Genomic DNA, 25,609 nt, shown 5'->3' with positions numbered 1-25,609 from the left:
TGCGGTGGTGATAGTGGTGGGGAAACGCCCGGTTAACCGTTCCGATCCCGGTAGCTAAGCCCATGTCATGCTGATGGTACTGCAACTTGGTGGTTGTGGGAGAGTAAGTGACTGCCGCAATATTCTTTGGGGGAGGGGATCCTGGTTCAACAATTGGTTGGACCAGGGTTCCCTCCCTTTTTTGCATTCACGCACCGGACCGAGTGTCGGGCCGGTTGGTGTGGTGGTGGGGGACTGGTGAGGTCCCCACTTTTTGCATTCACCCATCGGATCGGGCTTCGGGCCGGCGGTGGTGCCTGCTGCGTTCAGGTCGGGGTGTCGAGTCCGAGGAAACGGCGGACTGCCTCGGTGCCGGTGACCTCGACCGGCTCGGGCCCGCGGATGATGTCGGCAGCCGGCAGCACCAACTGATGCTCCGTGTGCGCGTTGCCGTCCTGGACGACGATGCGCTTCTGCCCGTTCGGAGAATAGCCGAGCTTCTCCGAGACCCGGCGACTCGCATCGTTGCCGTCGATATGCGCGGTATGGAAGACCTCGACGTCGAAGTTCTCGGCGAAGGCGGTGACGACGGCACGACGCATCTGCGTCCCATACCCCTGACCCTGCTCGACCCGTGCCAACCACGATCCTGTCGTCACCGACTTCGTGGCGAGGAAGTCCTTGCCGGTGATGCCCTGCAGGCCGATGACCCGTCCGTCGACTCGGACGGTGAACTCGATCGTCCACTCCTGCTGTGAGAAGTTCGCCCGAGTGGCCCACTGGAAGTGAGCGATGTTCTTCGCGATCTCCTCATCGGTTCCCGAATCCCAGTCGACGAGGAACGCCGGCGCATCGTCACGTCGGACTCCACCACGGGCGATCTCCGCGAGCTCGGGATAATCGGACTCCCGTGTCGGCGTGAGCTCCATCGTTCCCATCGTGATGCGCAGCCCGAAGGGCGGCCAGATCGCTGCCAAGTCCATGCCCCGAGTCTAAGGCTCAGGGATCCCGAAATGGGGCGCAGCGTCACGTAGGGGGTTCAGCGTGACGAAAGGGGACTCCGCGTGCTGGGAGCGACGCGTCGCGCACCTATCGCGGTGCGGGGAGGGGAGGGTCAGCGGGGGCCGATGGTGCCGTACGCCTTGCGCCACCGCAACAGCGGCTGCGACTTGCCGCTGTCGGCGCCGGCTCCGAGGGCGATGACCTCCCCGACGACGAGACTGTGGGTGGCGACCTCGAGGATGTCGGTGAGCCGGAGCTCGAACCAGGCGATCGCGCCGTCGAGCACGGGCTGTCCCGACCGGGGCGCGGGGAAGTTCCCGATCCCGCCGAGCGCACCGTAGAGCGGCTGACCCGAGGCGCCGAGGCGCTCGGAGAGATCCCGCTGATCGGAGGCGAGGACGGAGATCGCGAAATGGTCGCTCATCTCCAAGGTCTCCATCATCCGCGACCCCGAGTAGATGCTCACCGCCATCGTCGGCGGATCATAGGAGACATCGAGGAACGAGTCGACGGTGATCGCGTGCGCCGCCTGCCCGCGCCTGGCCGAGACCACGGCGACGGCGGCGGCGATGTCGTCACTGAGCTCCTGGTAGCGCTCTGTGAGCGAATACTCGTGGGACCGATCCATGGTTCTCATTCTAGGGAACTACAATGGAGCCATGACCTATCCAGCTACAGGCGGTTCGGCGACGATCGAGCGCGAGCAGAGCGAGCAGCTTGTCGAACCCGGTGACCACGAACGGTACAGCCACTACGCGCCCAAGGACAAGATCATGGAGTCCATGGTCACGGGCACTCCGCTCATCGCCCTGTGCGGAAAGGTGTGGGTGCCGAGCCGGGACCCCGAGCGCTTCCCCGTCTGCCCGAAGTGCAAAGAGATCTTCGAATCGATGCCTGAAGGACCCAAGGAGTAGATGGCCGCGGAACGTCTCCCCGGGACCTCCGCCGCCGAACAGCTCTCACCGGCCTTCCCCGAGCGCGCAGCGTGGGGAACGGCCGGCAAACTGCGCGCATGGCAGGCCGAGGCCCTCGACCTCTACTTCCGGGATCAGCCCAAGGACTTCCTCGCCGTGGCGACCCCGGGCGCCGGCAAGACGACGTTCGCGCTGCGCCTGGCCGCTGAGCTCCTCGCCCAGCGCGTCGTCAACCGCGTCACCGTCGTCGCGCCCACCGAACACCTCAAGGTCCAGTGGGCCGATTCGGCCGCGCGCGTCGGCATCAAACTCGACCCGCACTTCAAGAACTCGCAGGGCAAGCACGCCCCCGGATACCACGGGGTCGCCCTCACCTATGCCCAGGTCGCCGCGAAGCCGACGCTCCACCACAACCGCACCGCTGCCGGGCGCACCCTCGTCATCCTCGACGAGGTCCACCACGCCGGTGACGCCCTGTCCTGGGGCGACGCCGTGCGAGAGGCCTTCGGTCCGGCGGTGCGGCGCCTGTCGCTGACCGGCACCCCGTTCCGGTCGGACACCTCGCCGATCCCGTTCGTCACCTATGCCCCCGACGCCGAGGGCATCCGCACCTCCGTCGCCGACTACTCGTACGGCTACGGCCGCGCACTCAAGGACTCCGTCGTCCGCCCCGTCCTCTTCCTCGCCTACGCCGGTGCGATGTCCTGGCGGACGAAGGCCGGAGACGAGATGTCGCACGTCCTCGGCGAGGAGACGACGAAGGACATCAACTCCCAGGCCTGGCGGACCGCGCTCGATCCCGCCGGCGACTGGATCCCGGCCGTGCTCAAGGCCGCCGACATCCGGCTCACCGAGGTCCGCCGCACGGTCCCCGACGCCGGCGGCCTCGTCATCGCCACCGACCAGGACGCCGCCCGCGCCTATGCGAAGGTGCTGCGCGAACTCACGGGGGAGAGGCCCACCGTCGTCCTCTCCGACGAAGCCGGCGCCTCGGCGCGCATCGAGGAGTTCCAGAACTCGACGGACCGGTGGATGGTCGCCGTGCGCATGGTCTCCGAAGGCGTCGACGTCCCGCGCCTGTGCGTCGGCGTCTACGCGACCTCGTCGTCGACCCCGCTCTTCTTCGCGCAGGCCATCGGCCGCTTCGTGCGCGCCCGCAAACGCGGGGAGACCGCCTCGGTGTTCCTCCCCTCGGTCCCTATCCTCCTCGCCCTGGCCAACACGATGGAGGTCGAACGCGACCACGCCCTCGACCGGCCGCGGAATGAGGACGAGAACGACGTCGTCGTCTTCGACGATCAGGCCCTCGAACAGGCCAATCGCAACGAGGGCGCATCCGATCAGCTCGGGTCGTTCGAAGCCCTCGGCGCCGAGGCGCTCTTCGACCGGGTGCTCTTCGACGGCGGTGAGTTCGGCACCGGTGGCGCGATCGGCTCCGAGGACGAACTCGACTTCATCGGCATCCCCGGCCTCCTCGAACCCGAACAGGTCCACGAGCTGCTGCGCACCCAGCAGGCCAGGCAGGCGCAGCGGAAGACCGCGGCGGCCCCGCCCGCGGCGGAGGTCCACACCAGCGAACTCGAGCACCGGGCGATGAAGGAGGAGCGCGATCAGCTCCAGAGCCTCGTCGGCGCGTGGTCGCGGCGGACGGGCACCCCGCACAAGAACGTCCACGTCGAACTCCGCAAGGCGTGCGGCGGCCCGGCAGTCGCCCAGGCCACCCGTGAGCAGATCCAGGCGCGGATCAAGAAGCTTCAGGGCTGGTTCATCGGCCGGAAGTGACGCGGCCTCAGTTCGCGTAGAAGACCGTGGGAATCGCCGGCTCGCCGTCCTGGAGGCGGCGGGCCGACCGCGGCAGCTCGGCCAGCGACTCGTCGTGGCGGGCGCACGCCTTCTTCACCCCGCCGGGACCGGTGAACGACTCATCGACCTCACCGGCGACGACGAGGTCGACCGACAGGTGCCTGCCGTCGTCGAGATCGGCGGGCAGGTCGGGAATGCCGACGGCCTCCTCGACGGCGATCGCCCCATCGATGAGGCGCCTGGCCTCCTTGTGACCGCCGCGGGAGGGCTTGCCGCTGGAGTTCTTCGCCACCGCCGTCCACGTCCCCGCCTCGTCGGCGCGGGCCACGAGCTTGTAGACGAGTCCCGCCGCCGGCGCCCCTGACCCGGTGACGACCCGGGTGCCGACGCCGTACGCGTCGACGGGGGAGGCCGCGAGCGCGGCGATCGCATACTCGTCGAGGTCGCTCGTCACCGTGATCGTCGTGTCCGTCGCCCCGAGGCGATCGAGGCCTGCCCGCACCTCGCTGGCCTGCTCGATGAGGTCACCCGAATCGATGCGGACCCCGCCGAGGCGGTCGCCGGCGAGATCGATCGCCGTCCGCAGCGCCTCCTCGACGTCGTAGGTGTCGAGGAGCAGCGTCGTGTCGGTGCCCAATGACGAGAGCTGCGCGGCGAACGCCTCGCGTTCGGAGTCGTGGAGGAGCGTGAACGAATGGGCCGACGTGCCGATCGTCGGCAGCCCGTATTCGAGGCCCGCGGCGAGGTTCGACGTCGAGGAGAACCCGCCGATGACGGCCGCGCGGGCGGCAGCGACGGCGGCATGCTCGTTCGTCCGCCTCCCGCCCATCTCCGCGCACGGACGATCACCGGCGGCCTGCGCCATGCGGGAGGCCGCCGAGGCGACCGCGCAGTCGTAGTTGAGCGCGGAGAGGATGAGGGTCTCCAAGATGACGCCCTCGGCGAAGCTCGCCTCGATCGTCAGCAGCGGTGAGCCCGGGAAGTAGATCTCCCCTTCGGCGTACCCGCGGATCGTGCCGGTGAACCGGTAGTTCGCGAGCCAGTCGATGGTCTCCCTGTCGACGATCTGCTCACGGCTGAGGAAGCTCAGCTGCTCATCGTCGAAGCGGAAGTCCCCGAGCATCTCGAGGATGCGACCGGTGCCGGCGACGACGCCGTAGCGGCGTCCGGCGGGAAGGCTGCGGCCGAAGACCTCGAAGAGGCTGCGGCGGTGAGCAGCTCCGGATCTCAAGGCGGCCTGCACCATCGTCAATTCGTACTGATCGGTGAAGAACGCAGTGGAACCGGTGCGTGTGAGATCACTCATAGGCGCGATCTTACGTCACGACAGCCTCGGCGATCTGCCGTATTGTGGAAACGTGAGCAATCCAACGACCCCTGTCCTCGAGCCCGATGTCCGGGAGCGCACCGACCAGGACAGGGCCCGACCATGGAAGACCGTCGTCTTCAACGACCCGGTCAATCTCATGAGCTACGTCAGCTACGTCTTCCAGAGCTACTTCGGCTATTCCGCGGAGAAGGCGCACACGCTCATGCTCGAAGTCCACGAGAACGGGCGCTCCGTCGTCGCCACCGGCGGGCGCGAGGAGATGGAGCGCGACACCCAAGCGATGCACGAATTCGGTCTGTGGGCCGCGTGCCAACCAGATACAGGATCCGACTGACGCATGGCCGCGATAGATGCTCGAGGGGACGACGTCGTCCTCAGACTCGAGGACAACGAACGTTCCCTCATGCTCACCGTCTTCACCGACCTCGCCGCACTGCTGACCGAGGAGACCGAGGACGGCGATGAGGACAGCCGACCCGATTCGGAGAACTGGGAGGCCCGCCTCGGCCTCATCGAGCGGCCCCGACCCGACGACCCGGCCCTGCTCCGCCTCTTCCCCGACGTCGACCCCCTCGATGAGGAGCGGTCCGCGGAGTTCCGCCGCCTCACCGAGTTCGACCTCGCCCAGGCGAAGGCGCACAACGTGCGGATCATCCTCATGGGCCTGCGCCGCGGAGCCGCGATCACCCTGACCCGCGACGAGGTCCTCGCATGGATGAAGGGGCTCAACGACCTGCGGCTCGTCCTCGCCGTGCGCCTGGGCATCGACACCGAGGAGGCCCAGGAGGAGACGTACGCCCGCCGCGGCGACCTCGACGAATCCGAAGAGCTCACCCTCACCCTCTACGACTTCCTGACCTGGATCCAGGACCGTCTGACGACGACCCTGCTCGCGGAGATGCAGGGGGACGACGACGCATGAGACTCACCGCCCTCGGCACCGCCGGTTCGTTCCCCGGACCCGGATCCGCCGCCAGCTGCTACCTCGTCGAAACCGACGAGGAGTCCCCGACGAGGATCGTGCTCGACCTCGGATCCGGGGCGCTGACCCCGCTCCAGCAGGCCGTCGACCTCGACTCCGTGTCCGCGGTCGTGCTCAGCCACCTCCACCCCGACCACTGCATGGACATGATGGGGCTCTACGTCCGGCACTGCTACGACCCGCGTTTCTTCAGCGGCGATATCACCGACACCGGCACCATCAGGACCCGCACAACCGTCCTCGCCGCCGCGGCGAAGAGCGGCTGACCCGGGCCTACCAGACGCCGCCGGGCAAGTCCCCGGTCGCAGAGGGCTGCGAGGACACCGACTTCGGCCGGCCCTTCGAGTTCGTCGACCTCGACGACCGGGCCGTGATGACCATCGGGTCGCTCACCGTCGAGGCCTTCCTCGTCGCCCATCCCGTCGAGACCTACGCGCTGCGGATCACCGATGCCGCCGGCCGGGTGCTCGTCTACTCCGCCGACACCGACGAGTGCGACAACCTCGTCGCCGCTGCCGCAGGCGCTGACCTCTTCCTCTGCGAAGCCGCCTTCCAGGAGGGCCGGGACACCGTGCGCGGCGTCCACCTCACCGGTCGCCGTGCTGGTCGGGTCGCAGCGACCGCCGACGTCAAGTCGCTCGTGCTCACCCACATCCCGGTGTGGACGAACTGCACGATCGTCCGCGGCGAAGCCGCAGGCGAGTACCGTGGACCCATCGAACTCGCGAAGCCCGGAGCCTGGTGGACCGTGTGAGGCCGCCTCGCCGACTCCGCTGACGACCGACCACCGACCAGCCATCACCCACAGAGCCACCACCCACAGAGCCATCGAACACCGACCCACCACCCACCGAGACTGAGGACGGACGAACCATGACGCGTGCCGACGGACGACAGGCGGACGAACTCCGCGATGTGAAGATCACCCGCAACTGGATCACCACGGCCGAGGGCTCGGCGCTCATCGAGTTCGGCAACACCCGCGTCCTGTGCGCGGCCTCCCTCACCGAGGGCGTGCCCCGCTGGCTCAAGGGCCAGGGCCGCGGCTGGGTGACCGCGGAGTACGCGATGCTCCCGCGCGCCACGGACTCCCGCAGCACCCGCGAATCCGTCAAGGGCAAGCTCGGGGGCCGCACCCATGAGATCTCCCGCCTCATCGGCCGCAGCCTGCGCGCCGTCATCGACATGACGAAGCTCGGGGAGAACACCCTCGTCCTCGACTGCGACGTCCTCCAAGCCGACGGCGGCACCCGCACCGCGTCGATCACCGGCGCCTACGTCGCGATGGCCGATGCCATCGAGCGCGGACGCTCGAGCGGCATCATCCCGGCCGCGAACCGCCCGCTCATCGACTCCGTCGCCGCGATCAGCGTCGGCATCGTCGAGGGCACGCCCGTCCTCGACCTGCCCTACGTCGAGGACTCGACGGCCGAGACCGACATGAACGTCGTCATGACCGGGTCGGGCAAGTTCGTCGAGGTCCAGGGCACCGCCGAAGGCGCCCCGTTCGACCGGGACGAACTCGGTGCCCTCCTCGACCTCGCCGCGAAGGGCTGTGCGGACCTCACCGAACTCCAGGTCGAAGTGCTCGGCCGATGACGACGTTCGTCCTCGCCACCCACAACGAGAAGAAGAAGCGCGAGCTCCTCTCCATCCTCCTGCCCGTCCTCGGTGAGGACACCACGGTGCTCACCGCCGCCGAGGCGGGACTGCCCGATGTCGCCGAGACCGGGGTGACGTTCGAGGAGAACGCGCTCATCAAGGCCCGGGCCGCGGCGCGGGCCACCGGGAAGACGGCGATCGCCGATGACTCCGGCATCGCCGTCGACGTCCTCGGCGGGGCCCCGGGCATCTTCTCCGCCCGCTGGGCCGGCCGGCACGGAGACGACGCCGCGAACCTCGAGCTCCTCCTCGCCCAGCTTTCCGACATCGCCGTCGAGCACCGCGGCGCCCAGTTCCGCTGCGCTGCCGCCGCCGTCACCCCCGACGGACGCGAATTCGTCACCGAGGGCGTCATGCCCGGGCACCTGGCGACCGCTCCGGCCGGGGACGGCGGATTCGGCTACGATCCGATCTTCGTCCCCAGCGGGTCGGAGATCAGTGCCGCCGAGATGACGCCGGAGGAGAAGAACGCGCGTTCGCACCGGCGCATCGCCTTCGACGCGCTCGCCGCGATCCTCGGCGCCGAATCGGGGCTCTGAGACCGCCTCGGTGACGGGGTCCTGACTGTAGGCGGCAGTCCCGTTCCAGATCAGCCGCTCACGATGTGACCCCCGCCACGTTCACGGGGTCCGGGCTCGGATACACTGACAGAGCCGATGGGCATCCCGAACTACGAGGTGAACGATGAAGACTCCGCGCGCCACACTCCTGGTCGCGGCCGCAGCCGCTGCGACCCTGTTCCTGTCAGCGTGCTCCGCGGGAGCCTCGGACCCGGGGGAGGGGCAGAACGACTCGATGGCGATCGCGTTCACCGCCGAACCGGTCAACCTCGACTTCACCTCGACCTCCGGGGTGGCGATCCCCGAGGCGCTCATGGAGAACGTCTACGAATCCCTCGTCCGCGTCGACGAGCAGGGCAAGATCCAGCCCGCCCTCGCGCAGGAGTGGGACGTCTCCGATGACCGGCGGACCTACACGTTCACCCTGCGCGACGGTGTGACGTTCTCCAACGGCGCGGAGCTGACGAGCGAGGACGTGAAGTACTCGTACGAACGCGTGCAGAACGAGTGGCAGAATCCGCTGAAGTCGAAGATGGACATCGTCGAGGAGATCGCGACCCCCGATGACTCGACCGTGGAGATCACCCTGGCGAAGCCGTCGAACATGTGGCTGTTCAACCTCACCACCCTCGTCGGCGCCGTCTTCGACACCGCCGGCACCGACGACCTGGCGAACCAGGCGATCGGGACGGGCCCGTATGCCGTCGACGCGTTCACCCGCGGTCAGTCCATCGACTTCGTCGCCCGTGACGACTACTGGGGTGAGCAGCCTGCGGTGGCCAACGTCGAGTTCAAGTACTTCAAGGACGCCGTGTCGGCGGCGAACGCCCTGAAGTCCGGGGAGATCGACGTCGTCTCGAACCTGCAGGCCCCGGAGCTCGCGAGCGAGTTCCAGAGCGACGAGTACCAGATCGTGTCCGGGACGACGAACGGCGAAGTCGTCCTCTCGATGAACAACGCCGAGGGCATCTTCGCCGACAAGGCCGCCCGCGAGGCCGTGATGTACGCCGTCGACCGCCAGGCCGTGCTCGACACCGCGTGGGCCGGCTACGGGGAGCTCATCGGGTCGATGGTGCCGCCCACGGACCCCTACTACGAGGACCTCACTCAGGTGTGGCCCTACGACCCGGAGAAGGCGAAGACGCTCGTCGACGAGGCGGGCATCAGCGGCGAGGAGTTCGCCTTCACCGTGCCGAACCTGCCGTATGCGAAGGCGATCTCCGAGATCGTGTCCTCCCAGCTCGAGGCCGTCGGGCTGAGAGCGAGGATCGAGACGCAGGAGTTCCCCGCCGTGTGGCTCGACAAGACCTTCACGAAGCACGACTACGACATGTCGGTGATCAACCACGCCGAACCCCGCGACCTGCTCACGGTGTTCTCCTCCGACTACTACACCGGCTACGACGACACGAGAATCAAGGAGCTCGCGGAGAAGGCCGACACCGGCACCGAGGAGGAGTACATCTCCGGCATGAAGGACATCGCGCGCACGATCACCGAGGATGCCGCCGCCGACTTCCTCTTCCTCTTCCCCAACCTCGTCGTCGCGAAGGCCGACGTCAGCGGGATCCCGGCCAACCGCGTCTCCGACGCCTTCCGCATCGCCGATCTCAGCTGGGCGTGAGACCCGTCGCCCATGCTCGCCTACATCCTCGGTCGGTTCGTCCAGTTCCTCCTCTCCCTCCTCGTCGCCTCGGTGATCGTCTTCGCGCTGATGAGCGTCCTGCCGGGCAATGCGGCTCAGGTGGCGCTGGGGACGAACGCGACGCCGGAGGCCGTCGCCGCCCTCGAAGCCCAGTACGGTCTCGATGAGCCCCCGATCGTCCGCTACCTCGACTGGGTCGGCGGCATGGTCCAGGGCGACTTCGGCACCTCGTACGTCACGGGCACGCAGATCACCCCGGTCATCGTCGACAGCGTCCAGGTCACCGCGATCATCGTCGTCACCGCGATCGTCCTCGCCGTCGCCATCGCCGTGCCGCTGGGCACCTTCGCGGCCCTCGAGCAGCGCAACTGGGTGGGCGCGACGATCTCCGGTCTCAGCCAGATCGGGATCGCGATCCCCAACTTCCTCGCCGCCATCCTCCTCGTCATGGTCTTCTCCCTCACCCTGGGATGGTTCCCCTCCCAGGGGTGGACGGCGCCGATCGAGGGCTTCGGCGACTTCCTCGCAGGCCTCGTCCTCCCCGTCGTGGCGCTCGCTCTCGTCCAGGCCGCGATCCTCACCCGCTACGTCCGCTCGGCGGTCCTCGACGTCATGCGGGAGGACTTCATCCGCACCGCCCGGGCGAAGGGCCTGACCCGCACTCGGGCGCTCTTCGCCCACGGTCTGCGCAATGCCGCGATCCCCGTCATCACCGTCGCCGGCGTCCAGCTCGCGACCCTCCTCGTCGGCGCCGTCGTCATCGAGCAGATCTTCGTCCTCCCCGGCATCGGCTCGGAGCTCGTGCGGGCCGTGGCCAACCGGGACCTGCTCACCGTCCAGGGCATCGTCATGGTCCTCATCGTCCTCGTCCTCATCATCAACTTCATCGTCGACCTCCTCTATCCCGTCGTCGACCCGCGACTGAGGAATGCCGCATGAGCGAGCCCAACCCGCGCGACACCGTCGCCACCGACCCCGCCGCGGCAGCGCCCTCCGCCCCCGGCCGGCGGAGACGGCGCCGCCTCGGTGCGCCGCTGCTCATCGGGGGCGTCCTCGTCGTCCTCATCGTCGCCCTCGCGCTCGTCTCCTTCGTCTGGACCCCGTACGACCCGGGCGCCGTCGACCCCGCCGCGCGCCTCGAATCCGCGAGCCCGGCGCACCCCTTCGGCACCGACCGGTTCGGCCGCGACACCCTGACGTGGATCATGTACGGTGCGCGGATCACGCTCATGGTCGGCGTCGTCGCCGTCGGCATCGCCCTGCTCATCGGCACCCCGATCGGCATCCTCGCCGCCGTCTTCGCCCAGTACCCGTGGGGCGGGTGGATCGGCGCGGCGATCATGCGCGCCAACGACATCCTCCTCGCCTTCCCCGCCCTGCTCCTGGCGATCATCTTCGCCGCCGTCTACCAACCCGGCACCGGACCGGCGATGGCCGCCGTCGGCATCGCCTCGATCCCCGGGTTCGCCCGCGTCGCCCGCTCCGGCACGCTGCAGGTGCTCGGCTCCGACTACGTGCGGGCGGCCCGCGCCGCCAATCGCAGCCCCGGTGCGATCGCCGTCGTCCACGTCCTGCCCAACATCGCCGGCATGGTCATCGTCCAGGCGTCCGTGACGTTCGCCATCGCCGTCCTCGCCGAGGCGGGGCTGTCCTTCCTCGGTCTCGGCACCCAAGCGCCGGTGCCGTCATGGGGACGGATGCTCCAGGAGTCCCAGCAGTTCCTCACCACTCACCCCGAGCTCGCGCTGTGGCCGGGCCTGTTCATCGCGCTCGCCGTCCTCGGATTCAACCTCCTCGGCGACGGGCTGCGGGACCGCTTCGACCCGAAGATGGAGGTGCGCTGAGATGGCCGAGACCCTCCTCGACGTCGCCGGGCTGACGATCACCCCGGCCGATGCCGACACCCCCGTCGTCGACGGCGTGTCCCTGACGATGGCGCCGGGGGAGCGGGTCGGACTCATCGGGGAGTCCGGATCGGGGAAGTCCCTGACCGCGCTGTCGATCATGGGGCTGCTGCCCGAGGAGCTCTCCGCCACCGGCTCCGTGACCCTGGCGGGCTTCGACGGCAACGTCCTCGAGGCGAGCGAACGCCGATTGGCCCGGATGCGCTCGGACCTCGTCTCGATGGTGTTCCAGGAGCCGATGAGCGCGCTCAACCCGCTCATGCGCGTCGGAGACCAGATCGCCGAGGTGCTCCGCCTCCACGGCGGCGTGCCGCGGACTGAGATCCCCGCGCGGGTCCGGGAGCTCCTCGTCAGCGTGCGCATGCCCGACCCCGACGGGGCGCGGTTCGCCTACCCGCACCAGCTCTCCGGCGGCCAGCGGCAGCGGGTCATGCTCGCGATCGCGCTCGCGAACTCGCCGCGCCTGCTCATCTGCGACGAGCCGACGACGGCGCTCGACGTCACGGTGCAGAAGCACATGCTCGACCTCATCTCCGAACGCGTCGGAGCCGTGGGGGCGGGACTCCTCTTCATCACCCACGACCTCGCCGTCGTCGCCGGCATCTGCGAGCGGGTCATCGTCATGCACCGGGGCCGGATCGTCGAGACCGGCAGCGTCGCGGAGGTCTTCACCGATCCCCAGCACGCGTACACCCGCGGCCTCCTCGCCTCCTCGGATCTCGAGGCCACCGATGAGAACGGACGGCTCTTCACCCTGCGCACCGCGGGGGAGTACGCGGGGCCCGGCGGAACCGAGCGGGCGGACAGGTTCTCGAGATTCGCCCCGCCGCCCGCCGCTGAGGTGACGGAGGGGCCGGCGACCGCCTCGGCGCACGATATCGTCGACCGGGCACCGCGGGCACCCGAGGAGGGAGACCCGGACCCGCTCATCGACGTTGCCGGCGTCTCGAAGCTCTACCGCTCGGGCGGTCTCCTCTTCCGCCGCCGCAGGCCCGTCCAGGCCCTGGAGAACATCGACCTGAGCGTCGCCCGCGGACAGCGGCTTGGCATCGTCGGCGAATCCGGGTCGGGGAAGTCGACCTTGCTGAGCATCCTCGCGGGCCTCGACACCCCGACGACCGGGCACGTGCGCGTCGGCGACATCACTGTCGAATCGGCGTCCGCGGCAGAGCTGAAGACCCTGCGGGAGCACCTGCAGATCGTCTTCCAGGACCCGTTCGCCTCCCTCGACCCGCGCATGCGCATCGCCGACATCGTCGCCGAACCCCTCATCGCCAAGGGCATCGGCCGGGAGGAGCGGGAGGCCAGGGTCGAGGAGATGCTGCGCGCCGTCGACCTCGACCCGGCCACGATGCGCCGGTACCCGCACCAGTTCTCCGGCGGTCAGCGGCAGCGGATCTCGATCGCCCGCGCCCTCGTCTCCCGCCCGCAGATCCTCGTCGCCGACGAACCGGTCTCCGCCCTCGACGTCTCCGTGCGCGCGCAGGTGCTCAATCTGCTCAGCGACCTCGTCGACGACTACGCCCTCACCCTCGTCTTCGTCTCCCACGACCTCGGCGTCATCCGGCACCTGTGCTCGGACGTCATCGTCATGAAGGACGGCCGCATCGTCGAGGCCGGCACGACCGAGTGCGTCTACGCGCACCCGCGTGAGGAGTACACGAGAAGCCTCATCGCGGCGACGCCCAACCTCGCCGAGGCGCTCGCCGGCGCCCGCTGACCCCGAGAAGAGAGAAGGACGACGATGACCTTGGCCGACCGCTCAGCCGCGGAGATGACCGCGGGCTTCGCCGCCGGGGACTTCGATCCGCGCGACGTGTTGGCCGACGTGGCGGAGCGGATGGACGCGTGGGAACCGGTCATCAACGCCCTCGTCCACCGCGATGATGCGCGGTCGACAGCGGCCGCCGAAGCGAGTGCGAAGCGGTGGCGGGAGAACCGCCCGCTCAGTCGCCTCGACGGAGTGCCGGTGACGATCAAGGAGAACATCGCGCGCCGGGGAGTGCCGATGCCCTCGGGACATGCCTGGGTCGAGGTTCCCGTCGCCGACCACGATGCGCCGATCACCGCACGACTCGAGGAGGCCGGTGCCGTCATCGTCGGGTCGACGACGATGCCGGACTGGGGGATGCTCTCCTCCGGAGTCTCCTCCCTCCACGGGATCACCCGCTCCCCGCTCGATCCGAGCCTGACGACGGGAGGGTCGAGCGCGGGCGCGGAGCCGCGGCCGCGGCCGGGTACGGCCCGATCCACATCGGTTCGGACATCGGCGGGTCGATCCGCCTGCCGTGCACGTGGCTGGGGCTGGCCGGTCTCAAACCGAGCTTCGGTCGGGTTCCACTCGACGTCCCCTACCTCGGACGCTGTGCGGGTCCGCTCGCCCGGTCGATGGCCGATGTCGCAGCGGTGATGCCCGTCATCTCCGCGCCCGATGACCGCGACTACTCGCGGCTGCCGAGGTTCGCCGCCGATGCCGAGGAGGACCTCGGACCTGCCGGGCTGACCCCGGACGCGGCCTTCTCGCCGCAGGGACTGCGGATCGGTCTCCAGCTCGACGCCGGCTGCGGTGAGCCGGTGGTCCCGGAGGTCGCCGCGGTGATCGCCGAGGCGGGGCGGACGTTCGCCGCCGCCGGTGCCGAGGTCGTCGACGTCGACCCATTCATCGACGACGACCTGCTGGGGGACATGGACCTGTTCTGGCGGGTGCGGTCATGGAACGACCTGCGCGCTCTGCCGCTCGCCGAGCAGGATCTCATCCTGCCCTACATCCGCCAATGGGCGCAGGGCGGGGCCCACGTCACGGGCACGACGCTCATGGACTGCTATCACAGCGTGCAGGAGATCCGGCGCCGCACCGTCGCTGCCACCGACGGGTTCGACCTCGTGCTCTCGCCGGTCGCCCCCGGGGCGTCCTTTCCCGCCGAGTGGCCGATGCCGTATCCGGACGCGAGCGAGAAGATGGGGCACATCGGCTTCACGATGCCCTTCAACATGTCCGAGCAGCCGGCGGCCGTCGTCCTCGGCGGGTACACCGGTGACGGCCGGACCGTCGGCGTGCAGATCGCAGGTTGTCGGTTCGCCGACCGGCTCGTCATGGCCGCCGGCATGTGGTTCGAGGCTGCGGCGGGCATTCCCGCCCCGCAGCCGGCCGACCTCGGGTGAGGCCCCGCAGCTGATCGTCCTCCGGTAGCCGGCACCCGGATGCGCAGACGCTGAGGGCCGGGACTCCGCAGCGGAGTCCCGGCCCTCAGCGTCTGCGGCCGTCAGCGGCGGCTCAGAAGTCGAAGAACTCGACTGTGAGTGTGTCGCCCTCGATGTTCACGCTGCCGGAGACCGACAGCGGGTTGTCGTTGGAGAAGTACGAGGAACCGGCGGCCTTGCCGTCGACGCTGAAGTCGAACGTGCCGTTGGTCTCGGTGAAGAACGACCCGGTGTTCGTGTCACCCATGCCGAAGGAGGCCTTGACCTGCGGCATCTTCTTCATGGTCCACTTCGCGGTGTTGTCCTTCGCGAGGTCTTCGAGCTTGTCATCGGTGCCGCCGACGGGGATCTGCGTCGGATCGAACTTGATGAACTTGCACTTGGGCTTGATGTCCTTGTTGTCGAAGCACTTGTTGAGCTCCGCCTCGACCTGTTTCTGGACTTCCTTCTCGAAATCAGGCGTCGGGGACAGGGCGAGATTGAGGGTGAGCGGCGACACCTGGTCGGTGCTCGGCTGATCGCCCGGGGCGTACGCCTGCGGGAAGTTCGCCGCAGCCGTGTCGGAGGCCTCGGAGACCCACTTGCTCGCCGGGATCGAGAAGTCGTAGTTGCCCGGGTAGACGGCGAAGGCGGTCGTGCCTGCCTGCGCCGTGTAGTCGGTGCCGTTGATCTTCAGGCCGTCGGCCGCGGGCACGTCGAGCGAGATGACGTGGAGCGCCGGACCCGTGAGCGTCCACTTGTCGAAGAAGAGGTTCTGCTTGCCGTCCTTCTTCGCGGGCAGGTCGACGTTGTACGTGCTGCCGTCGAGCTCGTAGGTGACGGTGACCTTGCCGCTGTCGCCGTCGACCTGTGAGGTCTCGACCTTGGCGTTCTCGATCTTCGCCGAGGAGGCGTCGGTGAAGTTCTTCGACAGCAGGTCCATGTTCGTGCCCTCGGGGCGCGGGGACGGGGCGATCTTCTCCGCCGCGGCGAAGTCGCCCTTGTTGAGGGCCGCCACGTAGTCCTCGGCGACGGTGTCGGGACCGTAGTTGTTCTTGTTCACCGAGTTGATGACGAGGAACCCGACGAGCACGAGGACGAGGACGAGGAGAACCGAGCCGAGGGCGATGAAGAGGGGCAGCTTGCCCTTCTTCTTCGTCGGACGCGCCGCGGCCCGCGAGGTGGCTGTCGTGCCGCCTGAGAACCCGGGGGCCGGAGCCGGCTGGGGCAGCGCCTGCGACGATCCGGGTCCCGACCCGGTCCGGGGGCCCGACCCGGTCTGGGGTCCGGAGGCGGTCTGAGGTCCGGAGGCGGTCTGAGGTCCGGAGCCCGTCGGGGACTGGTACGGATTCGTCTGACCGTAGGGACCGTTGCCGTACGAGCTGCTGCCGTACGCGTTGCCGCCCGCCTGGCCGGGTCCGTTCTGGCCTGGTCCGGGCTGATAGGGGCCGGGGCCGTTCTGCGCAGGACCGCTCTGGCCTGGACCGTTCTGGCCCGGCCCATTCTGTGCAGGGCCATTCTGCGCAGGACCGTTCGGATACGCGGAGCTCGCGCCGACCACGCCGCCGGCTGCCGCGGCACCGAACGGAGCCGCGCCGCTGCCCTGACGGTCATCCGGTCGGGGACCACCGTTCGGTCGGCCGTCGCCCTGCGGTGCATTGCTCTGTGGGCCGTTGCCCTGCGGACCGTTCCCGGGGGAACCGTGACCCGCGGCGCTGCTGTTCTGGGCGCCGAACTGCGGGGCGGACGGCTGCGCATCGGCACGACCGCCGGTGCCGGGGCGCTCGCCCGGTCCGGAGGCACTCTGATCCCGGGGGCCGGACTGGCCGCCGGGCGTCTGCAGCGGCGGGGCGCTGTCGCCGAAGGACGATTCGCCGCCAGTGGCTGACTCCGGCCGGTTCGCGGACTCGGAACGATCCGCGGAGAAGGGGGCGGGCATCGCCACGGTGTCATCACTCGGGGCCTGTGCGTCAGCGGACTTCGCTGCGCCGTCCGATTTGTCTGTGCCGTCCGACTTCTCTGCACCGCCGGGCTTCACCGCAGCGTCCGACTTGTCCGCTCCGGCGGACGCGCCAGCGTCGGTCTTGCCGGCGTCACGACCGACCGGCCGGGCGCTGTCCCCAGTGGATTCGGTGCCCTTCGCTGGCCCGGCAGGCGTGCCCTTCGCGGACTCTGCGGGGCCGCCCGCCGAGGTCGCATCGGAACCCGAGCCTGCGTTCACCGCATCGCTGTCGGCAGGCGTCGATGGGTCCTTGCCGTCTCCGGCGCCGTTGCGACCCGGGGGCTGATTGGGTGGTGGCGGAACGTTCTGTTCGTCATTCCCATTGCTCATCGCTCGCTGCTTCCTTAACTTCCGACACGCGCGTTCTGGCGCAATTGTACGTCCCTGAGATGAGTTTCGCGCGGTCAATACCGGGAAGTCGACTGTCGGTCAGCGAAAATGGAAACGATGCACACTTCTCCACATCAGAGCACCACGCGCCATCCCGTCCTCCTCGGACTGGTCGAGGCCTTCCGCCTCGACCTCATCGTCATCCCCTCGGCGTTCGTCTCGCGACGGTCTTCTGGATCGTCGGGCTGGGCGCTCAGCTCGACTACTCGATCATTCCCGAGTGGGCGTTCGCCCTGTGGGCGGTCGTCCACGGTCTGAGCGTCTCGACGATCGGGTTCGACTTCTCGCTTGCCCCCGGGCTCGTCACCCTCGGCGTGTGGCTGCTCCTCGCCGCCGGAGCGTCCCGGCTCGTCTCGACCCTCTCGGACGCCGATCCGATCCGCTCCGACGACGGAGAGGAGACCCCCTGGTGGGCGATGTGCGCGATGGCGCTCGCCGGGTTCGCGCTCGCCTACGCCGGTCCGCTCGTGGCCCTGTCCCTCATCGTCGGCGAGGCGACGATGACCCCCCTCGGCTTCCTCCGACTGCTCGTGCTCCTCGTCACCGCGTTCGCCGCAGGCTACGTCCGGGCCCGCGGCGTCGTCGACATCCCATGGTTCGCCGACCTCGATCCCGCACTGTGGCAGACGGCCGTCGCTCTGGCCCGGCGCGTCCTGTGGGGTGCGGCCTCCCTCGCCGTCGTCGTCATCGGCGCCGCCCTCGTCCTGCGCTGGTCCGACCTCGCCGAGGCGATGGGATCCTACAGCTCGCCCCTGTCGGCGGGCATCGGACTCACCGTCCTCCAGCTGCTCTTCGCCCCCGGCGCCCTCTTCGGCGCCCTGTCGTGGATCGCGGGGACCGGGGTGAGCATCGGCGCCGGCGGGGTGAGCTCGGTGTTCAGCACGGTCTCCGGCCCGGTTCCGCCGGTGCCCGTCCTCGAGCTGCTCGTCGGCGACTACCCGGTGTGGACGAGGGCCGCACCGGCCCTGCTCGTCCTCCTCGGCGTCGGCAGCGTCGTCATCGGCCGCACCCACGCCCGGGCCGTTCACGCGGCATCGTGGACGGGACTGGCGATCGCGGGCGGGATCCTCTTCGTCACCGCCGAGACGATCGCCCTGTTCTCCCGGGGAGCGATCGGACCGCTCGGCCTGGCGGCCTTCGGACCCTCCCCGCTGACCTCGGCGCTCGCCGTCTGCGGGTGGATCGGGGTGGGGCTCAGCCTCGGACTCGTGCTCACGAAGCTCTCGCACATGCAGTTCGACGACGCCGTCGAGGCCGCCGACCACGAGGAGCTCTGAAACTCACAAGGTCGGATGCCGCCGCGGCCGGGTCAGCTCAACGCCGACCAGCGGCTCGGCGGGACGCGCGCGCCGCTGGTCGGGTCACCACTGCCCGGCGGCTCAGCGCCGGCTCAGTTCGAGCCGGGAAGATCGAGTTCCTGTCCGGTGATCTGCTGGAACCAGTCGCCGAGTCCGGTCTCGTAGTCGCTCGCGCACGTCAGCTCGGCCTGCTGGGTGATCGCATCCCGGACGCACTCCTCGTACGCCGTCTGGACGGGCCAGAGGACGACGGAGGACATCGTGGAGAAGATGAGGTAGATGCTCAGCAGTCCGCCGAGCACGCCGAGTGAGATGCTGCGACGCTGCTTCGCCCTGACCACGGCGATGATGTAGCGGATCGACCACACGATGGCGGCGATCGCGAAACCGGCCGCGGCGAGCTTGAACGGCAGCGGGTACGTGAACGTCAGCACGGCGGCGAGGACGAGGAGGACGAGGATGAGTCCGTGTCGCGCGGGCGCTGCCTGCCTCTCCTCTTCAGGAGTGGGGGCGTTCTTCTCTTCGGTGCTGTTCGGTGACGTCACCCCCACATTTTGTCACAGTCGACTGGCAAAACGCCTCGGCGCGGAGCAGCGCACCCGGGACGGGCACGGGCCGACGCGTGGATAGAATGGATCCGTGCGCATCGTTCTCCTGGCCTCCGGTTCAGGCACCCTCACCCAGGCCGTCATCGACGCCTTCGCCGGGCCCGCCCGCGCCGAGGCGGGTGTCGAGATCGTCGGCATCGGCTCCGATGCGGCAACCGCCGGTGTCCTCGCCCGGGCCGAAGCGGCGGGCATCCCGACCTTCGTCGTCCGCCCCCGGGACAGCGCGACCCGGGAGGAGTGGAACCGGACGCTGCGCGACACCGTCGCGGACTTCGCCCCGGACTGGGTCGTGTCCGCGGGATTCATGCGCATCCTCGGCGAGGAATTCATCTCCGCCTTCCCCGATCGCATCATCAACACCCACCCCGCACTGCTGCCCGCGTTCCCCGGGGCCCACGGCGTCCGGGACGCGCTCGCGCACGGGGTCAAGGTCACCGGGGGGACCATCCACCTCGTCGACGCCGGAGTCGACACCGGGCCGATCATCACGCAGTTCGCCGTCCCCGTGCACGACGGCGACACCGAGGAGACCGTGCACGAGCGCATCAAGACCCGCGAACGCGAGGAGGTCGTCCGACTGCTGGCGTTCCTCACGGACAACGACCTCGACATCGACGGTCGCCGCGTGCAGGGCTACCGAGCCCGACCGTCCGACCCGACTCCATCCACACCGCACCCCAAGGAGGATCAGTGACAGGAACCCGCGCGATCAGGAGAGCGCTCATCAGCGTCTACGACAAGACCGGTCTGGAGGAGCTCGCCCGTGGGCTCGCCGCGGCCGGGGTCGAGATCGTCTCCACAGGATCGACGGCGGCGCGGATCGCCGATGCCGGGGTCGACGTCACGACGGTCGAGGAGCTCACCGGCTTCCCCGAGACCCTCGAAGGTCGGGTCAAGACCCTCCACCCGCGCGTGCACGCCGGGATCCTCGCCGATTCGCGCAAGCCCGATCACCTCGAGCAGCTCGACGAACTCGAGATCGCGCCGTTCGACCTCGTCGTCGTCAACCTCTACCCGTTCGCCGACACCGTGGCCAGCGGCGCCGGCTTCGACGACTGCATCGAGCAGATCGACATCGGCGGTCCCTCGATGGTCAGGGCGGCCGCGAAGAACCACCCCACCGTCACCGTCGTCACCGACCCGGCCGACTACGCTGCGGTCGTCGATGCGGCAGCCGCCGAGGGCTTCGACGAGGGGGCCCGACGGGCCTTCGCCGCTCGCGCCTTCGCCCACACCGCGGCCTACGACTCCCAGGTCGCCGCCTGGTTCGCCGGGGAACTCGCCGCCGAGGGAACGCAGCCGGACTTCGCGGGACTGACCGGCGTCAAGCTCGACGACCTCCGCTACGGTGAGAACCCCCACCAGGGAGCCGCCGTCTACACCGACGGCACCCGGGGAATCGCCGGCGCGAGACTGCTCGGCGGCAAGGCGATGTCCTACAACAACTACACGGACACGGATGCCGCGATCCGCGCCGCCTTCGACTTCGACCGTCCCGCCGTGGCGATCATCAAGCACGCGAACCCGTGCGGCATCGCCGTCGCCGACACCCCCGCCGAGGCGCACCGGGCCGCGCACGCCTCCGACCCGCTCTCGGCCTACGGCGGAGTCATCGCCGTCAACCGCGAGGTCGACGCCGCGCTCGCCGAATCGATCAAGCCGATCTTCACCGAATGCCTCGCCGCACCGTCGTTCTCGCCCGAGGCTCTCGAGATCCTCGCCGCGAAGAAGAACCTCCGCCTCATCGAACTCGGCGACGTCGACTTCCCGGCCCGCGAGCTCACGCAGATCACCGGCGGCTTCCTCGTCCAGGACCGCGACGTCTTCCAGGCCGCCGGCGACTCCGCGGAGGCGTGGACGCTGGCGGCCGGACCGGCGGCGACGCCCGAGGTCCTCGCCGACCTCGAATTCGCGTGGAAGGCCTGCCGGGCGGTGAAGTCCAACGCGATCCTGCTCGCGAAGGACGGGGCCTCGGTCGGCGTCGGCATGGGACAGGTCAACCGCGTCGACTCCGCGAAGCTCGCCGTCGACCGTGCCGGGGCCGAACGCGCCGCCGGGGCCGTCGCCGCCTCCGACGCGTTCTTCCCGTTCGCCGACGGCCTCGAGATCCTCCTCGCCGCCGGGGTCACTGCCGTCGTCCAGCCGGGCGGATCGATCCGCGACGACGAGGTCATCGCCGCCGCCGAGGCCGCGGGCGTCTCCCTCTATCTCACGGGGAGCCGCCATTTCTTCCACTGAGCGCACCCGCACCTCTCCCCGCCATGCCCGGCGGGGGAGAGGGGCGGTCGCCAAGCGCTGGATCTACTGGAAGCGCCGGTACGCCCACCCGGTGTCGAAGGACTGGGTGCTGCTGGCCTGTCTCGTCGCCATCGTCATCGCCGCGGCCTCGGCGTTCATCGACTTCCGCCTGGCGGCCATCGTGCTCGCCGCCGTCCCGGCAGGACTCGCGATGCTGCGCGCGATGCCGGCACCCTGGGGCGAGTTCTGGGGCAACAGGTCGAAGACCGTCGACATTCTCACGTGCCTGATCTTCGCCGTCCTCCTCGTCGGACTCGCCTTCGTCGTCCCCCAGACCCGCTGAGCCGCGGCCCGGACACACCGTTGCAGTCTCCGCCGTGTGAGTGCCCCGACCTCGCACCGGAGTCCACCAGGAGCGACGCCTGACGGAGGCAGGCTACTGTAGTTGCGACCTTCGTCACTTTGTGAGGTGGCTGTGAAATCCGGCTCCCCACCTTGTCTCGGGCGCGGGAAGTGGCATCGTGGACTGCGTCAGGAGGTCCGAGAGGGCCTCTTCCGATGAAAGGAGACAGCATGGGATTTGATGACCTCACCAACAAAGCCAAGGACGCCTTGAATAGCGATAAGGGTGAAGAACTCAGCGACCAGGGCCTGGACAAGGGCGCTGACGCAGCCAACAACCTTTCCGGAGGCAAGTTCGAGGACCAGATCAACCAGGGCCGCGACGGCGCCGACGGTGCGATTGGCAACGAATGATCTTCAATCCATAGCCGCGTCCGGCATGGATGAGCGCCGAGGTGGAAGCGATTTCACCTCGGCGCTTCTTCGTGTCCGGGCACCGGTTTCGCGCCCGGACACCTGAGGAGTCGACTCAGCCGAGCTTTTCGACCGGCGCGTACCGGAGCAGGAGGCGCTTCGTGCCGAGCGAGCCGAAGTCGACGACGGCGACGGCCTTGTCGCCGACGCCGTTGACCTCGGTGACGGTGCCGAGGCCGAATGACTCGTGGGAGACCTTCTCACCCACGGACACGGAGATGACTTCGCGGTTGGGGCGGATGCGGTTGGGGAAGCCGCCCGCCGTCGACGAGGACGACCGGCTGCTGCGCGATGATCCGGAACCGCGGGTCGACCCGCCGCCGTAGCCGCTGCCCGAACCGTAGCCGCCGGAGCCGAAGCCGCGCGATCCTGAGCCGAAGCCCCCGCCGCTGCCGAGCGCCGAGGAGAAGCTGCCGGTGCTCTCCCACTCGATGAGGTTCTCCGGGATCTCCGTGAGGAACCGGCTCGGCGGGTTGTACTGCGGCTGGCCCCACATGCTGCGGGTCTCGGCACGCGTGACGATGAGCCGCTGGCGGGCCCGGGTGAGGCCGACGTAGGCGAGGCGACGCTCTTCGGAGAGCTCGCTCGGATTCTCGAAGGACCGCGCGTGCGGGAAGCCGCCGTCCTCGAGTCCGGTGAGGAAGACGACGGGGAACTCGAGGCCCTTCGCCGTGTGCAGGGTCATCAGCGTGACCTGACCGAGTTCGGCGTCGGGGATCTGATCGGTGTCCGAGGCGAGGGCGACCTGCTCGAGGAACGCATCGATCGACGAGCTGCCGGCCGCCTCGGCGGGGGACTCGACGTCGGAGGACTCAGCGTCGGCACCGGATTCGGCGGTCGCCTCGGCGAGGGCATCCTCCGGCTCTGGTGCAGCGCTCGTGTCGTCGCCCTTCGCCTCCACGGCGTCGGAGGGAACGGCGTCGGATTCCGCGGTCTCCTCATCATCGGCGGCGGCGATCGTGCGGGTGGCGGCGAAGTCCTCGGCCACGGCGACGAGCTCGGCGAGGTTGTCGACCCGCGACTCGTCCTGCGGGTCCGTGCTCTTCTGAAGGGACTCGAGGTACCCGCTCTGCTCGAGGATCGCCTCGATGACACGGGACACGGGAGCCGCCTCGGCGGTCGCGGAGAGATCCCTCAGCAGGTCGTAGAACTTCTGCACCGCGGTCTGCGCCCGCGAGGGCAGGTGGGGGATCTCCTCGAGGCGACCGAGGGCCGCGTAGAAGCTGATGCCCTCCCGGTCGGCGAAGTCGGCGATGATGCCCTCGGTGCGGTCGCCGATCGAGCGCTTGGGCACGTTGAGGATGCGCCGGAGGTTGACGTCGTCGTCGGGGTTGGCGATGACGCGGAGGTAGGCGAGGGCGTCCTTGATCTCCCGGCGCTCGTAGAAGCGCGTGCCGCCGACGACCTTGTACGGGATGCCCGAGCGGACCAGGGCGTCCTCGATCGCGCGGGACTGGGCGTTCGTGCGGTAGAAGACGGCGAAGTCGCCGTACGTGTACTTCTCGTCGTCGATGAGCTCATCGATGTGGTCGACGACGAACCGTGCTTCGGCCTGTTCGTTCTCCGCGACCCAGCCGACGATCGGCTTGCCTCCGCCCTCGGAGGTCCACAGACGCTTCTCCTTGCGGTCCTGGTTGTTGGCGATGACGGCGTTCGCGGCGTCGAGGATGTTCTGCGTCGACCGGTAGTTCTGCTCGAGGAGGACCACCTCGGCGGCGGGGAAGTCCTTCTCGAACTCGACGATGTTGCGCACCGTCGCCCCGCGGAACGCGTAGATCGACTGGTCGGCGTCGCCGACGACGGTGAGCTCGGCACCGCCGGAGCCCCCGGCGCCGTCACCGGCCAGGGCGCGGATGAGCGCGTACTGGGCGGGGTTCGTGTCCTGGTACTCGTCGACGAGGATGTGCCGGAACCGGCGCCGGTAGTAGTCGGCGACCTCGGGGAAGGCGCCGAAGAGGTGGACGGTCTCGGCGATGAGGTCGTCGAAGTCGAAGGCGTTGGCGAGCTTGAGGCGCGCGGTGTAGCGGCGGAAGACGTCGGCGAGCACCTCGTCGGCCGGATTGTTGGGACGGGGGACGAAGTCCTCGGCCGTCTGGAGCTCGTTCTTGAGGTTCGAGATCCGGTGGAGGATCGCCCGCGGGGCGTACTTCTTCGAATCGAGACCGAGCTCCTTGAGGATCTGCGCGACGAGGCGCTGCGCGTCCTGGGCGTCGTAGATCGTGAAGTTCGACTTCATGCCCAGCGTCTTCGCCTCGCGCCGGAGGATCCGCACGCACGAGGAGTGGAACGTCGAGACCCACATCGAGCGCGAGGCGGGTCCGACGATCGCCGAGACGCGCTCGGCCATCTCCTTCGCTGCCTTGTTCGTGAACGTGATCGCGAGGATCTCGCCCGGGTGCGCACGTCCGGTGGCCAGCGCGTAGGCGATGCGCCTCGTGAGCACCGTCGTCTTGCCGGACCGGCGCCGGCGACGATGAGCAGGGGAGAGCCCGTGTGGACGACGGCTTCGCGCTGGCGGGGGTTGAGTCCCGACAGCAGCTCGTCGGCGGGGGAGGCAGCCGTGATGGAGGAGTTCTCAGTCATGTCGGAGTCCACGATACCGGTCGCCGCTGACGCGAGGGGACGCCCTCACCGTCGGCAGACATCCGGGCGCCGTCAGCACAGCGATGAACAGCTCGGCGCCGGGTTTCCCCACGCCGCGGCGTGCTGAGGACGCGGGTCAGCCGACGAAGACCGCGACGAGGACGTTGATGATCGCGAACGCGAACGTGAGATGCGCCATCGTCGCCGAGGGGTTCTTCGTCGCCACGGCAGCACCACCGGCACCCGTGCCGGCCGTGCCGCCTGCAGCGAGTCCGCCGTCGTCGAGTCCCGCGGCGTACCGCATCTGCTGCCGGTTGCCGATGAAGGCGAAGACCGTGACGAGGATCGCGACGACGAGCTTGATGCCGATCTTCATGTGGTCGACCTGGCCGTCACCCATCTCCGCGAGCCCGACGAGGAGGAGTCCGGTGACGAGCTGGAGGTACGAGGCATGGAGCATTCCGGGCAGCACGCGAGGGGCGCGGATGACCGTGAAATAGCCTCCCACGATGATCGCCATGCCGATAAGATGAAGGGTGAGCAGTACCTCGCGCAGAATTTCCATACCGTTCATCGTAATGGCATGATGGTGTCTCGTGAGCGCGGGCCCTGATTGACTGGCGCACGCTGTTCCGCCCTGGTGTAATGGCAGCACGCCGGCCTTTGGAGCCGTGCAGTATAGGTTCGAATCCTATGGGCGGAGCTGGCCCCAT

At 69.0% G+C, this 25,609-nt stretch carries 24 protein-coding genes, 1 tRNA gene, 1 rRNA gene and 1 pseudogene; 20 read left to right on the top strand and 7 right to left on the bottom strand.

Annotated elements, in window-relative coordinates:
* A 5S ribosomal RNA gene (rrf, locus tag AC2W7K_RS09215) occupies positions 1–120 on the top strand.
* Positions 121–305: 185 nt separating this feature from the next.
* Here the strand turns inward: rrf and AC2W7K_RS09210 are convergent.
* Together AC2W7K_RS09210 and AC2W7K_RS09205 are read right to left on the bottom strand one after the other, a co-directional pair.
* Complete coding sequence (locus AC2W7K_RS09210) at positions 306–962, bottom strand: GNAT family N-acetyltransferase (protein WP_198498235.1); 657 nt, start codon at positions 960–962, stop codon at positions 306–308.
* A 131-nt stretch (positions 963–1,093) separates the two neighbouring features.
* Complete coding sequence (locus AC2W7K_RS09205) at positions 1,094–1,609, bottom strand: flavin reductase family protein (protein WP_198498236.1); 516 nt, start codon at positions 1,607–1,609, stop codon at positions 1,094–1,096.
* A 31-nt stretch (positions 1,610–1,640) separates the two neighbouring features.
* Here AC2W7K_RS09205 and AC2W7K_RS09200 point away from each other — a divergent pair, with 31 nt between their 5' ends.
* Entirely contained in the window at positions 1,641–1,895 is a 255-nt protein-coding gene (locus AC2W7K_RS09200) for a DUF3039 domain-containing protein (protein ID WP_137826860.1), read from the top strand.
* Positions 1,896–3,677, top strand: a complete 1,782-nt coding sequence (locus AC2W7K_RS09195) for a DEAD/DEAH box helicase (RefSeq protein ID WP_198498237.1) — start codon at positions 1,896–1,898, stop codon at positions 3,675–3,677. It abuts the gene before it with no gap.
* 7 nt (positions 3,678–3,684) lie between these two features.
* On the opposite strand, the gene AC2W7K_RS09190 is transcribed toward AC2W7K_RS09195, so the two are convergent.
* Positions 3,685–5,004, bottom strand: coding sequence for a nicotinate phosphoribosyltransferase (locus tag AC2W7K_RS09190; protein ID WP_198498238.1), 1,320 nt, complete (start codon positions 5,002–5,004; stop codon positions 3,685–3,687).
* A 52-nt stretch (positions 5,005–5,056) separates the two neighbouring features.
* Between AC2W7K_RS09190 and clpS the strand changes: the two genes are divergently transcribed.
* The 11 genes and pseudogenes from clpS to AC2W7K_RS09135 all read left to right on the top strand — a co-directional run bounded on the left by clpS (position 5,057) and on the right by AC2W7K_RS09135 (position 14,943).
* Complete coding sequence (gene clpS / locus AC2W7K_RS09185; RefSeq protein ID WP_140955566.1) at positions 5,057–5,362, top strand: ATP-dependent Clp protease adapter ClpS; 306 nt, start codon at positions 5,057–5,059, stop codon at positions 5,360–5,362.
* 3 nt (positions 5,363–5,365) lie between these two features.
* A complete protein-coding gene (locus AC2W7K_RS09180) occupies positions 5,366–5,950 on the top strand; it encodes a DUF2017 family protein (RefSeq protein ID WP_198498239.1) in 585 nt (194 codons plus the stop codon).
* Positions 5,947–6,276 (top strand): MBL fold metallo-hydrolase, encoded by a 330-nt coding sequence (locus AC2W7K_RS09175; protein ID WP_486006033.1) that lies wholly within the window; start codon positions 5,947–5,949, stop codon positions 6,274–6,276. The genes AC2W7K_RS09180 and AC2W7K_RS09175 overlap by 4 nt, the downstream gene beginning before the upstream one ends.
* 107 nt (positions 6,277–6,383) lie before the next feature.
* Positions 6,384–6,764 (top strand): MBL fold metallo-hydrolase, encoded by a 381-nt coding sequence (locus tag AC2W7K_RS09170; protein WP_486006032.1) that lies wholly within the window; start codon positions 6,384–6,386, stop codon positions 6,762–6,764.
* 119 nt (positions 6,765–6,883) lie between these two features.
* Positions 6,884–7,609 (top strand): ribonuclease PH, encoded by a 726-nt coding sequence (gene rph, locus AC2W7K_RS09165; RefSeq protein ID WP_198498241.1) that lies wholly within the window; start codon positions 6,884–6,886, stop codon positions 7,607–7,609.
* Positions 7,606–8,211, top strand: a complete 606-nt coding sequence (gene rdgB / locus AC2W7K_RS09160) for an RdgB/HAM1 family non-canonical purine NTP pyrophosphatase (RefSeq protein WP_198498242.1) — start codon at positions 7,606–7,608, stop codon at positions 8,209–8,211. Before rph ends, rdgB begins: the two co-directional genes overlap by 4 nt.
* Before the next feature lie 145 nt (positions 8,212–8,356).
* Positions 8,357–9,856 carry an ABC transporter substrate-binding protein gene (locus AC2W7K_RS09155; protein ID WP_198498243.1) on the top strand — a complete coding sequence of 500 codons (1,500 nt, stop codon included), beginning with the start codon at positions 8,357–8,359 and terminating at the stop codon, positions 9,854–9,856.
* Positions 9,857–9,868: 12 nt separating this feature from the next.
* A complete protein-coding gene (locus tag AC2W7K_RS09150) occupies positions 9,869–10,816 on the top strand; it encodes an ABC transporter permease (protein WP_198498244.1) in 948 nt (315 codons plus the stop codon).
* Positions 10,813–11,721, top strand: a complete 909-nt coding sequence (locus AC2W7K_RS09145; RefSeq protein WP_198498245.1) for an ABC transporter permease — start codon at positions 10,813–10,815, stop codon at positions 11,719–11,721. Before AC2W7K_RS09150 ends, AC2W7K_RS09145 begins: the two co-directional genes overlap by 4 nt.
* A gap of 1 nt (position 11,722) precedes the next feature.
* Complete coding sequence (locus AC2W7K_RS09140; RefSeq protein ID WP_198498246.1) at positions 11,723–13,501, top strand: dipeptide ABC transporter ATP-binding protein; 1,779 nt, start codon at positions 11,723–11,725, stop codon at positions 13,499–13,501.
* Positions 13,502–13,525: 24 nt separating this feature from the next.
* Positions 13,526–14,943, top strand: a pseudogene (locus AC2W7K_RS09135) (amidase).
* A gap of 112 nt (positions 14,944–15,055) precedes the next feature.
* On the opposite strand, the gene AC2W7K_RS09130 reads toward AC2W7K_RS09135, so the two are convergent.
* Positions 15,056–17,293 carry a hypothetical protein gene (locus tag AC2W7K_RS09130; protein WP_232623532.1) on the bottom strand — a complete coding sequence of 746 codons (2,238 nt, stop codon included), beginning with the start codon at positions 17,291–17,293 and terminating at the stop codon, positions 15,056–15,058.
* A 59-nt stretch (positions 17,294–17,352) separates the two neighbouring features.
* Between AC2W7K_RS09130 and AC2W7K_RS09125 the strand changes: the two genes are divergently transcribed.
* On the top strand, positions 17,353–18,630 hold the full coding sequence (locus tag AC2W7K_RS09125) for a cell division protein PerM (RefSeq protein WP_486006031.1): 1,278 nt from the start codon (positions 17,353–17,355) through the stop codon (positions 18,628–18,630).
* Between the two features lie 113 nt (positions 18,631–18,743).
* Here AC2W7K_RS09125 and AC2W7K_RS09120 read toward each other — a convergent pair whose 3' ends face one another.
* Positions 18,744–19,196, bottom strand: a complete 453-nt coding sequence (locus tag AC2W7K_RS09120; RefSeq protein WP_137826783.1) for a hypothetical protein — start codon at positions 19,194–19,196, stop codon at positions 18,744–18,746.
* Between the two features lie 94 nt (positions 19,197–19,290).
* On the opposite strand from AC2W7K_RS09120, the gene purN reads away from it, so the two are divergent.
* The 4 genes from purN to AC2W7K_RS09100 all read left to right on the top strand — a co-directional run bounded on the left by purN (position 19,291) and on the right by AC2W7K_RS09100 (position 22,253).
* A complete protein-coding gene (gene purN, locus AC2W7K_RS09115; RefSeq protein WP_198498249.1) occupies positions 19,291–19,953 on the top strand; it encodes a phosphoribosylglycinamide formyltransferase in 663 nt (220 codons plus the stop codon).
* The gene (purH, locus tag AC2W7K_RS09110; protein WP_486006030.1) at positions 19,950–21,497 is read left to right on the top strand and encodes a bifunctional phosphoribosylaminoimidazolecarboxamide formyltransferase/IMP cyclohydrolase; all 1,548 of its coding nucleotides are present in this window, start codon (positions 19,950–19,952) and stop codon (positions 21,495–21,497) included. Before purN ends, purH begins: the two co-directional genes overlap by 4 nt.
* A gap of 91 nt (positions 21,498–21,588) precedes the next feature.
* Positions 21,589–21,840: a hypothetical protein gene (locus AC2W7K_RS09105; RefSeq protein ID WP_232623533.1), complete on the top strand. Its 252-nt coding sequence runs from the start codon at positions 21,589–21,591 to the stop codon at positions 21,838–21,840.
* A 230-nt stretch (positions 21,841–22,070) separates the two neighbouring features.
* Positions 22,071–22,253 carry an antitoxin gene (locus tag AC2W7K_RS09100; RefSeq protein ID WP_137826786.1) on the top strand — a complete coding sequence of 61 codons (183 nt, stop codon included), beginning with the start codon at positions 22,071–22,073 and terminating at the stop codon, positions 22,251–22,253.
* Positions 22,254–22,368: 115 nt separating this feature from the next.
* Here AC2W7K_RS09100 and AC2W7K_RS09095 read toward each other — a convergent pair whose 3' ends face one another.
* Together AC2W7K_RS09095 and AC2W7K_RS09090 are read right to left on the bottom strand one after the other, a co-directional pair.
* A complete protein-coding gene (locus AC2W7K_RS09095) occupies positions 22,369–24,756 on the bottom strand; it encodes a 3'-5' exonuclease (RefSeq protein WP_486006029.1) in 2,388 nt (795 codons plus the stop codon).
* A 276-nt stretch (positions 24,757–25,032) separates the two neighbouring features.
* The gene (locus AC2W7K_RS09090; RefSeq protein ID WP_486006028.1) at positions 25,033–25,461 is read right to left on the bottom strand and encodes a hypothetical protein; all 429 of its coding nucleotides are present in this window, start codon (positions 25,459–25,461) and stop codon (positions 25,033–25,035) included.
* A gap of 66 nt (positions 25,462–25,527) precedes the next feature.
* Here AC2W7K_RS09090 and AC2W7K_RS09085 point away from each other — a divergent pair.
* Positions 25,528–25,599, top strand: a tRNA-Gln gene (locus AC2W7K_RS09085).
* Positions 25,600–25,609: the final 10 nt, after the last annotated feature.

The sequence above is a fragment of the Brevibacterium sp. LAARM2_SD2 genome, from assembly GCF_057364785.1.
This window is presented reverse-complemented; position numbering and strand designations above follow the sequence as displayed.

Excerpts from the sequence above, each read along its gene's own strand:
- AC2W7K_RS09090 (WP_486006028.1), bottom strand. The coding sequence starts at position 25,461 with ATGGAAATTCTGCGCGAGGTACTGCTCACCCTTCATCTTATCGGCATG.
- AC2W7K_RS09125 (WP_486006031.1), top strand. The coding sequence starts at position 17,353 with ATGAGTTTCGCGCGGTCAATACCGGGAAGTCGACTGTCGGTCAGCGAA.
- AC2W7K_RS09190 (WP_198498238.1), bottom strand. The coding sequence starts at position 5,004 with ATGAGTGATCTCACACGCACCGGTTCCACTGCGTTCTTCACCGATCAG.
- AC2W7K_RS09195 (WP_198498237.1), top strand. The coding sequence starts at position 1,896 with ATGGCCGCGGAACGTCTCCCCGGGACCTCCGCCGCCGAACAGCTCTCA.
- rdgB (WP_198498242.1), top strand. The coding sequence starts at position 7,606 with ATGACGACGTTCGTCCTCGCCACCCACAACGAGAAGAAGAAGCGCGAG.
- AC2W7K_RS09155 (WP_198498243.1), top strand. The coding sequence starts at position 8,357 with ATGAAGACTCCGCGCGCCACACTCCTGGTCGCGGCCGCAGCCGCTGCG.
- AC2W7K_RS09100 (WP_137826786.1), top strand. The coding sequence starts at position 22,071 with ATGGGATTTGATGACCTCACCAACAAAGCCAAGGACGCCTTGAATAGC.
- AC2W7K_RS09170 (WP_486006032.1), top strand. The coding sequence starts at position 6,384 with ATGACCATCGGGTCGCTCACCGTCGAGGCCTTCCTCGTCGCCCATCCC.
- rph (WP_198498241.1), top strand. The coding sequence starts at position 6,884 with ATGACGCGTGCCGACGGACGACAGGCGGACGAACTCCGCGATGTGAAG.
- AC2W7K_RS09210 (WP_198498235.1), bottom strand. The coding sequence starts at position 962 with ATGGACTTGGCAGCGATCTGGCCGCCCTTCGGGCTGCGCATCACGATG.
- AC2W7K_RS09145 (WP_198498245.1), top strand. The coding sequence starts at position 10,813 with ATGAGCGAGCCCAACCCGCGCGACACCGTCGCCACCGACCCCGCCGCG.
- AC2W7K_RS09200 (WP_137826860.1), top strand. The coding sequence starts at position 1,641 with ATGACCTATCCAGCTACAGGCGGTTCGGCGACGATCGAGCGCGAGCAG.
- AC2W7K_RS09175 (WP_486006033.1), top strand. The coding sequence starts at position 5,947 with ATGAGACTCACCGCCCTCGGCACCGCCGGTTCGTTCCCCGGACCCGGA.
- AC2W7K_RS09150 (WP_198498244.1), top strand. The coding sequence starts at position 9,869 with ATGCTCGCCTACATCCTCGGTCGGTTCGTCCAGTTCCTCCTCTCCCTC.
- AC2W7K_RS09130 (WP_232623532.1), bottom strand. The coding sequence starts at position 17,293 with ATGAGCAATGGGAATGACGAACAGAACGTTCCGCCACCACCCAATCAG.
- AC2W7K_RS09140 (WP_198498246.1), top strand. The coding sequence starts at position 11,723 with ATGGCCGAGACCCTCCTCGACGTCGCCGGGCTGACGATCACCCCGGCC.
- AC2W7K_RS09180 (WP_198498239.1), top strand. The coding sequence starts at position 5,366 with ATGGCCGCGATAGATGCTCGAGGGGACGACGTCGTCCTCAGACTCGAG.
- AC2W7K_RS09205 (WP_198498236.1), bottom strand. The coding sequence starts at position 1,609 with ATGGATCGGTCCCACGAGTATTCGCTCACAGAGCGCTACCAGGAGCTC.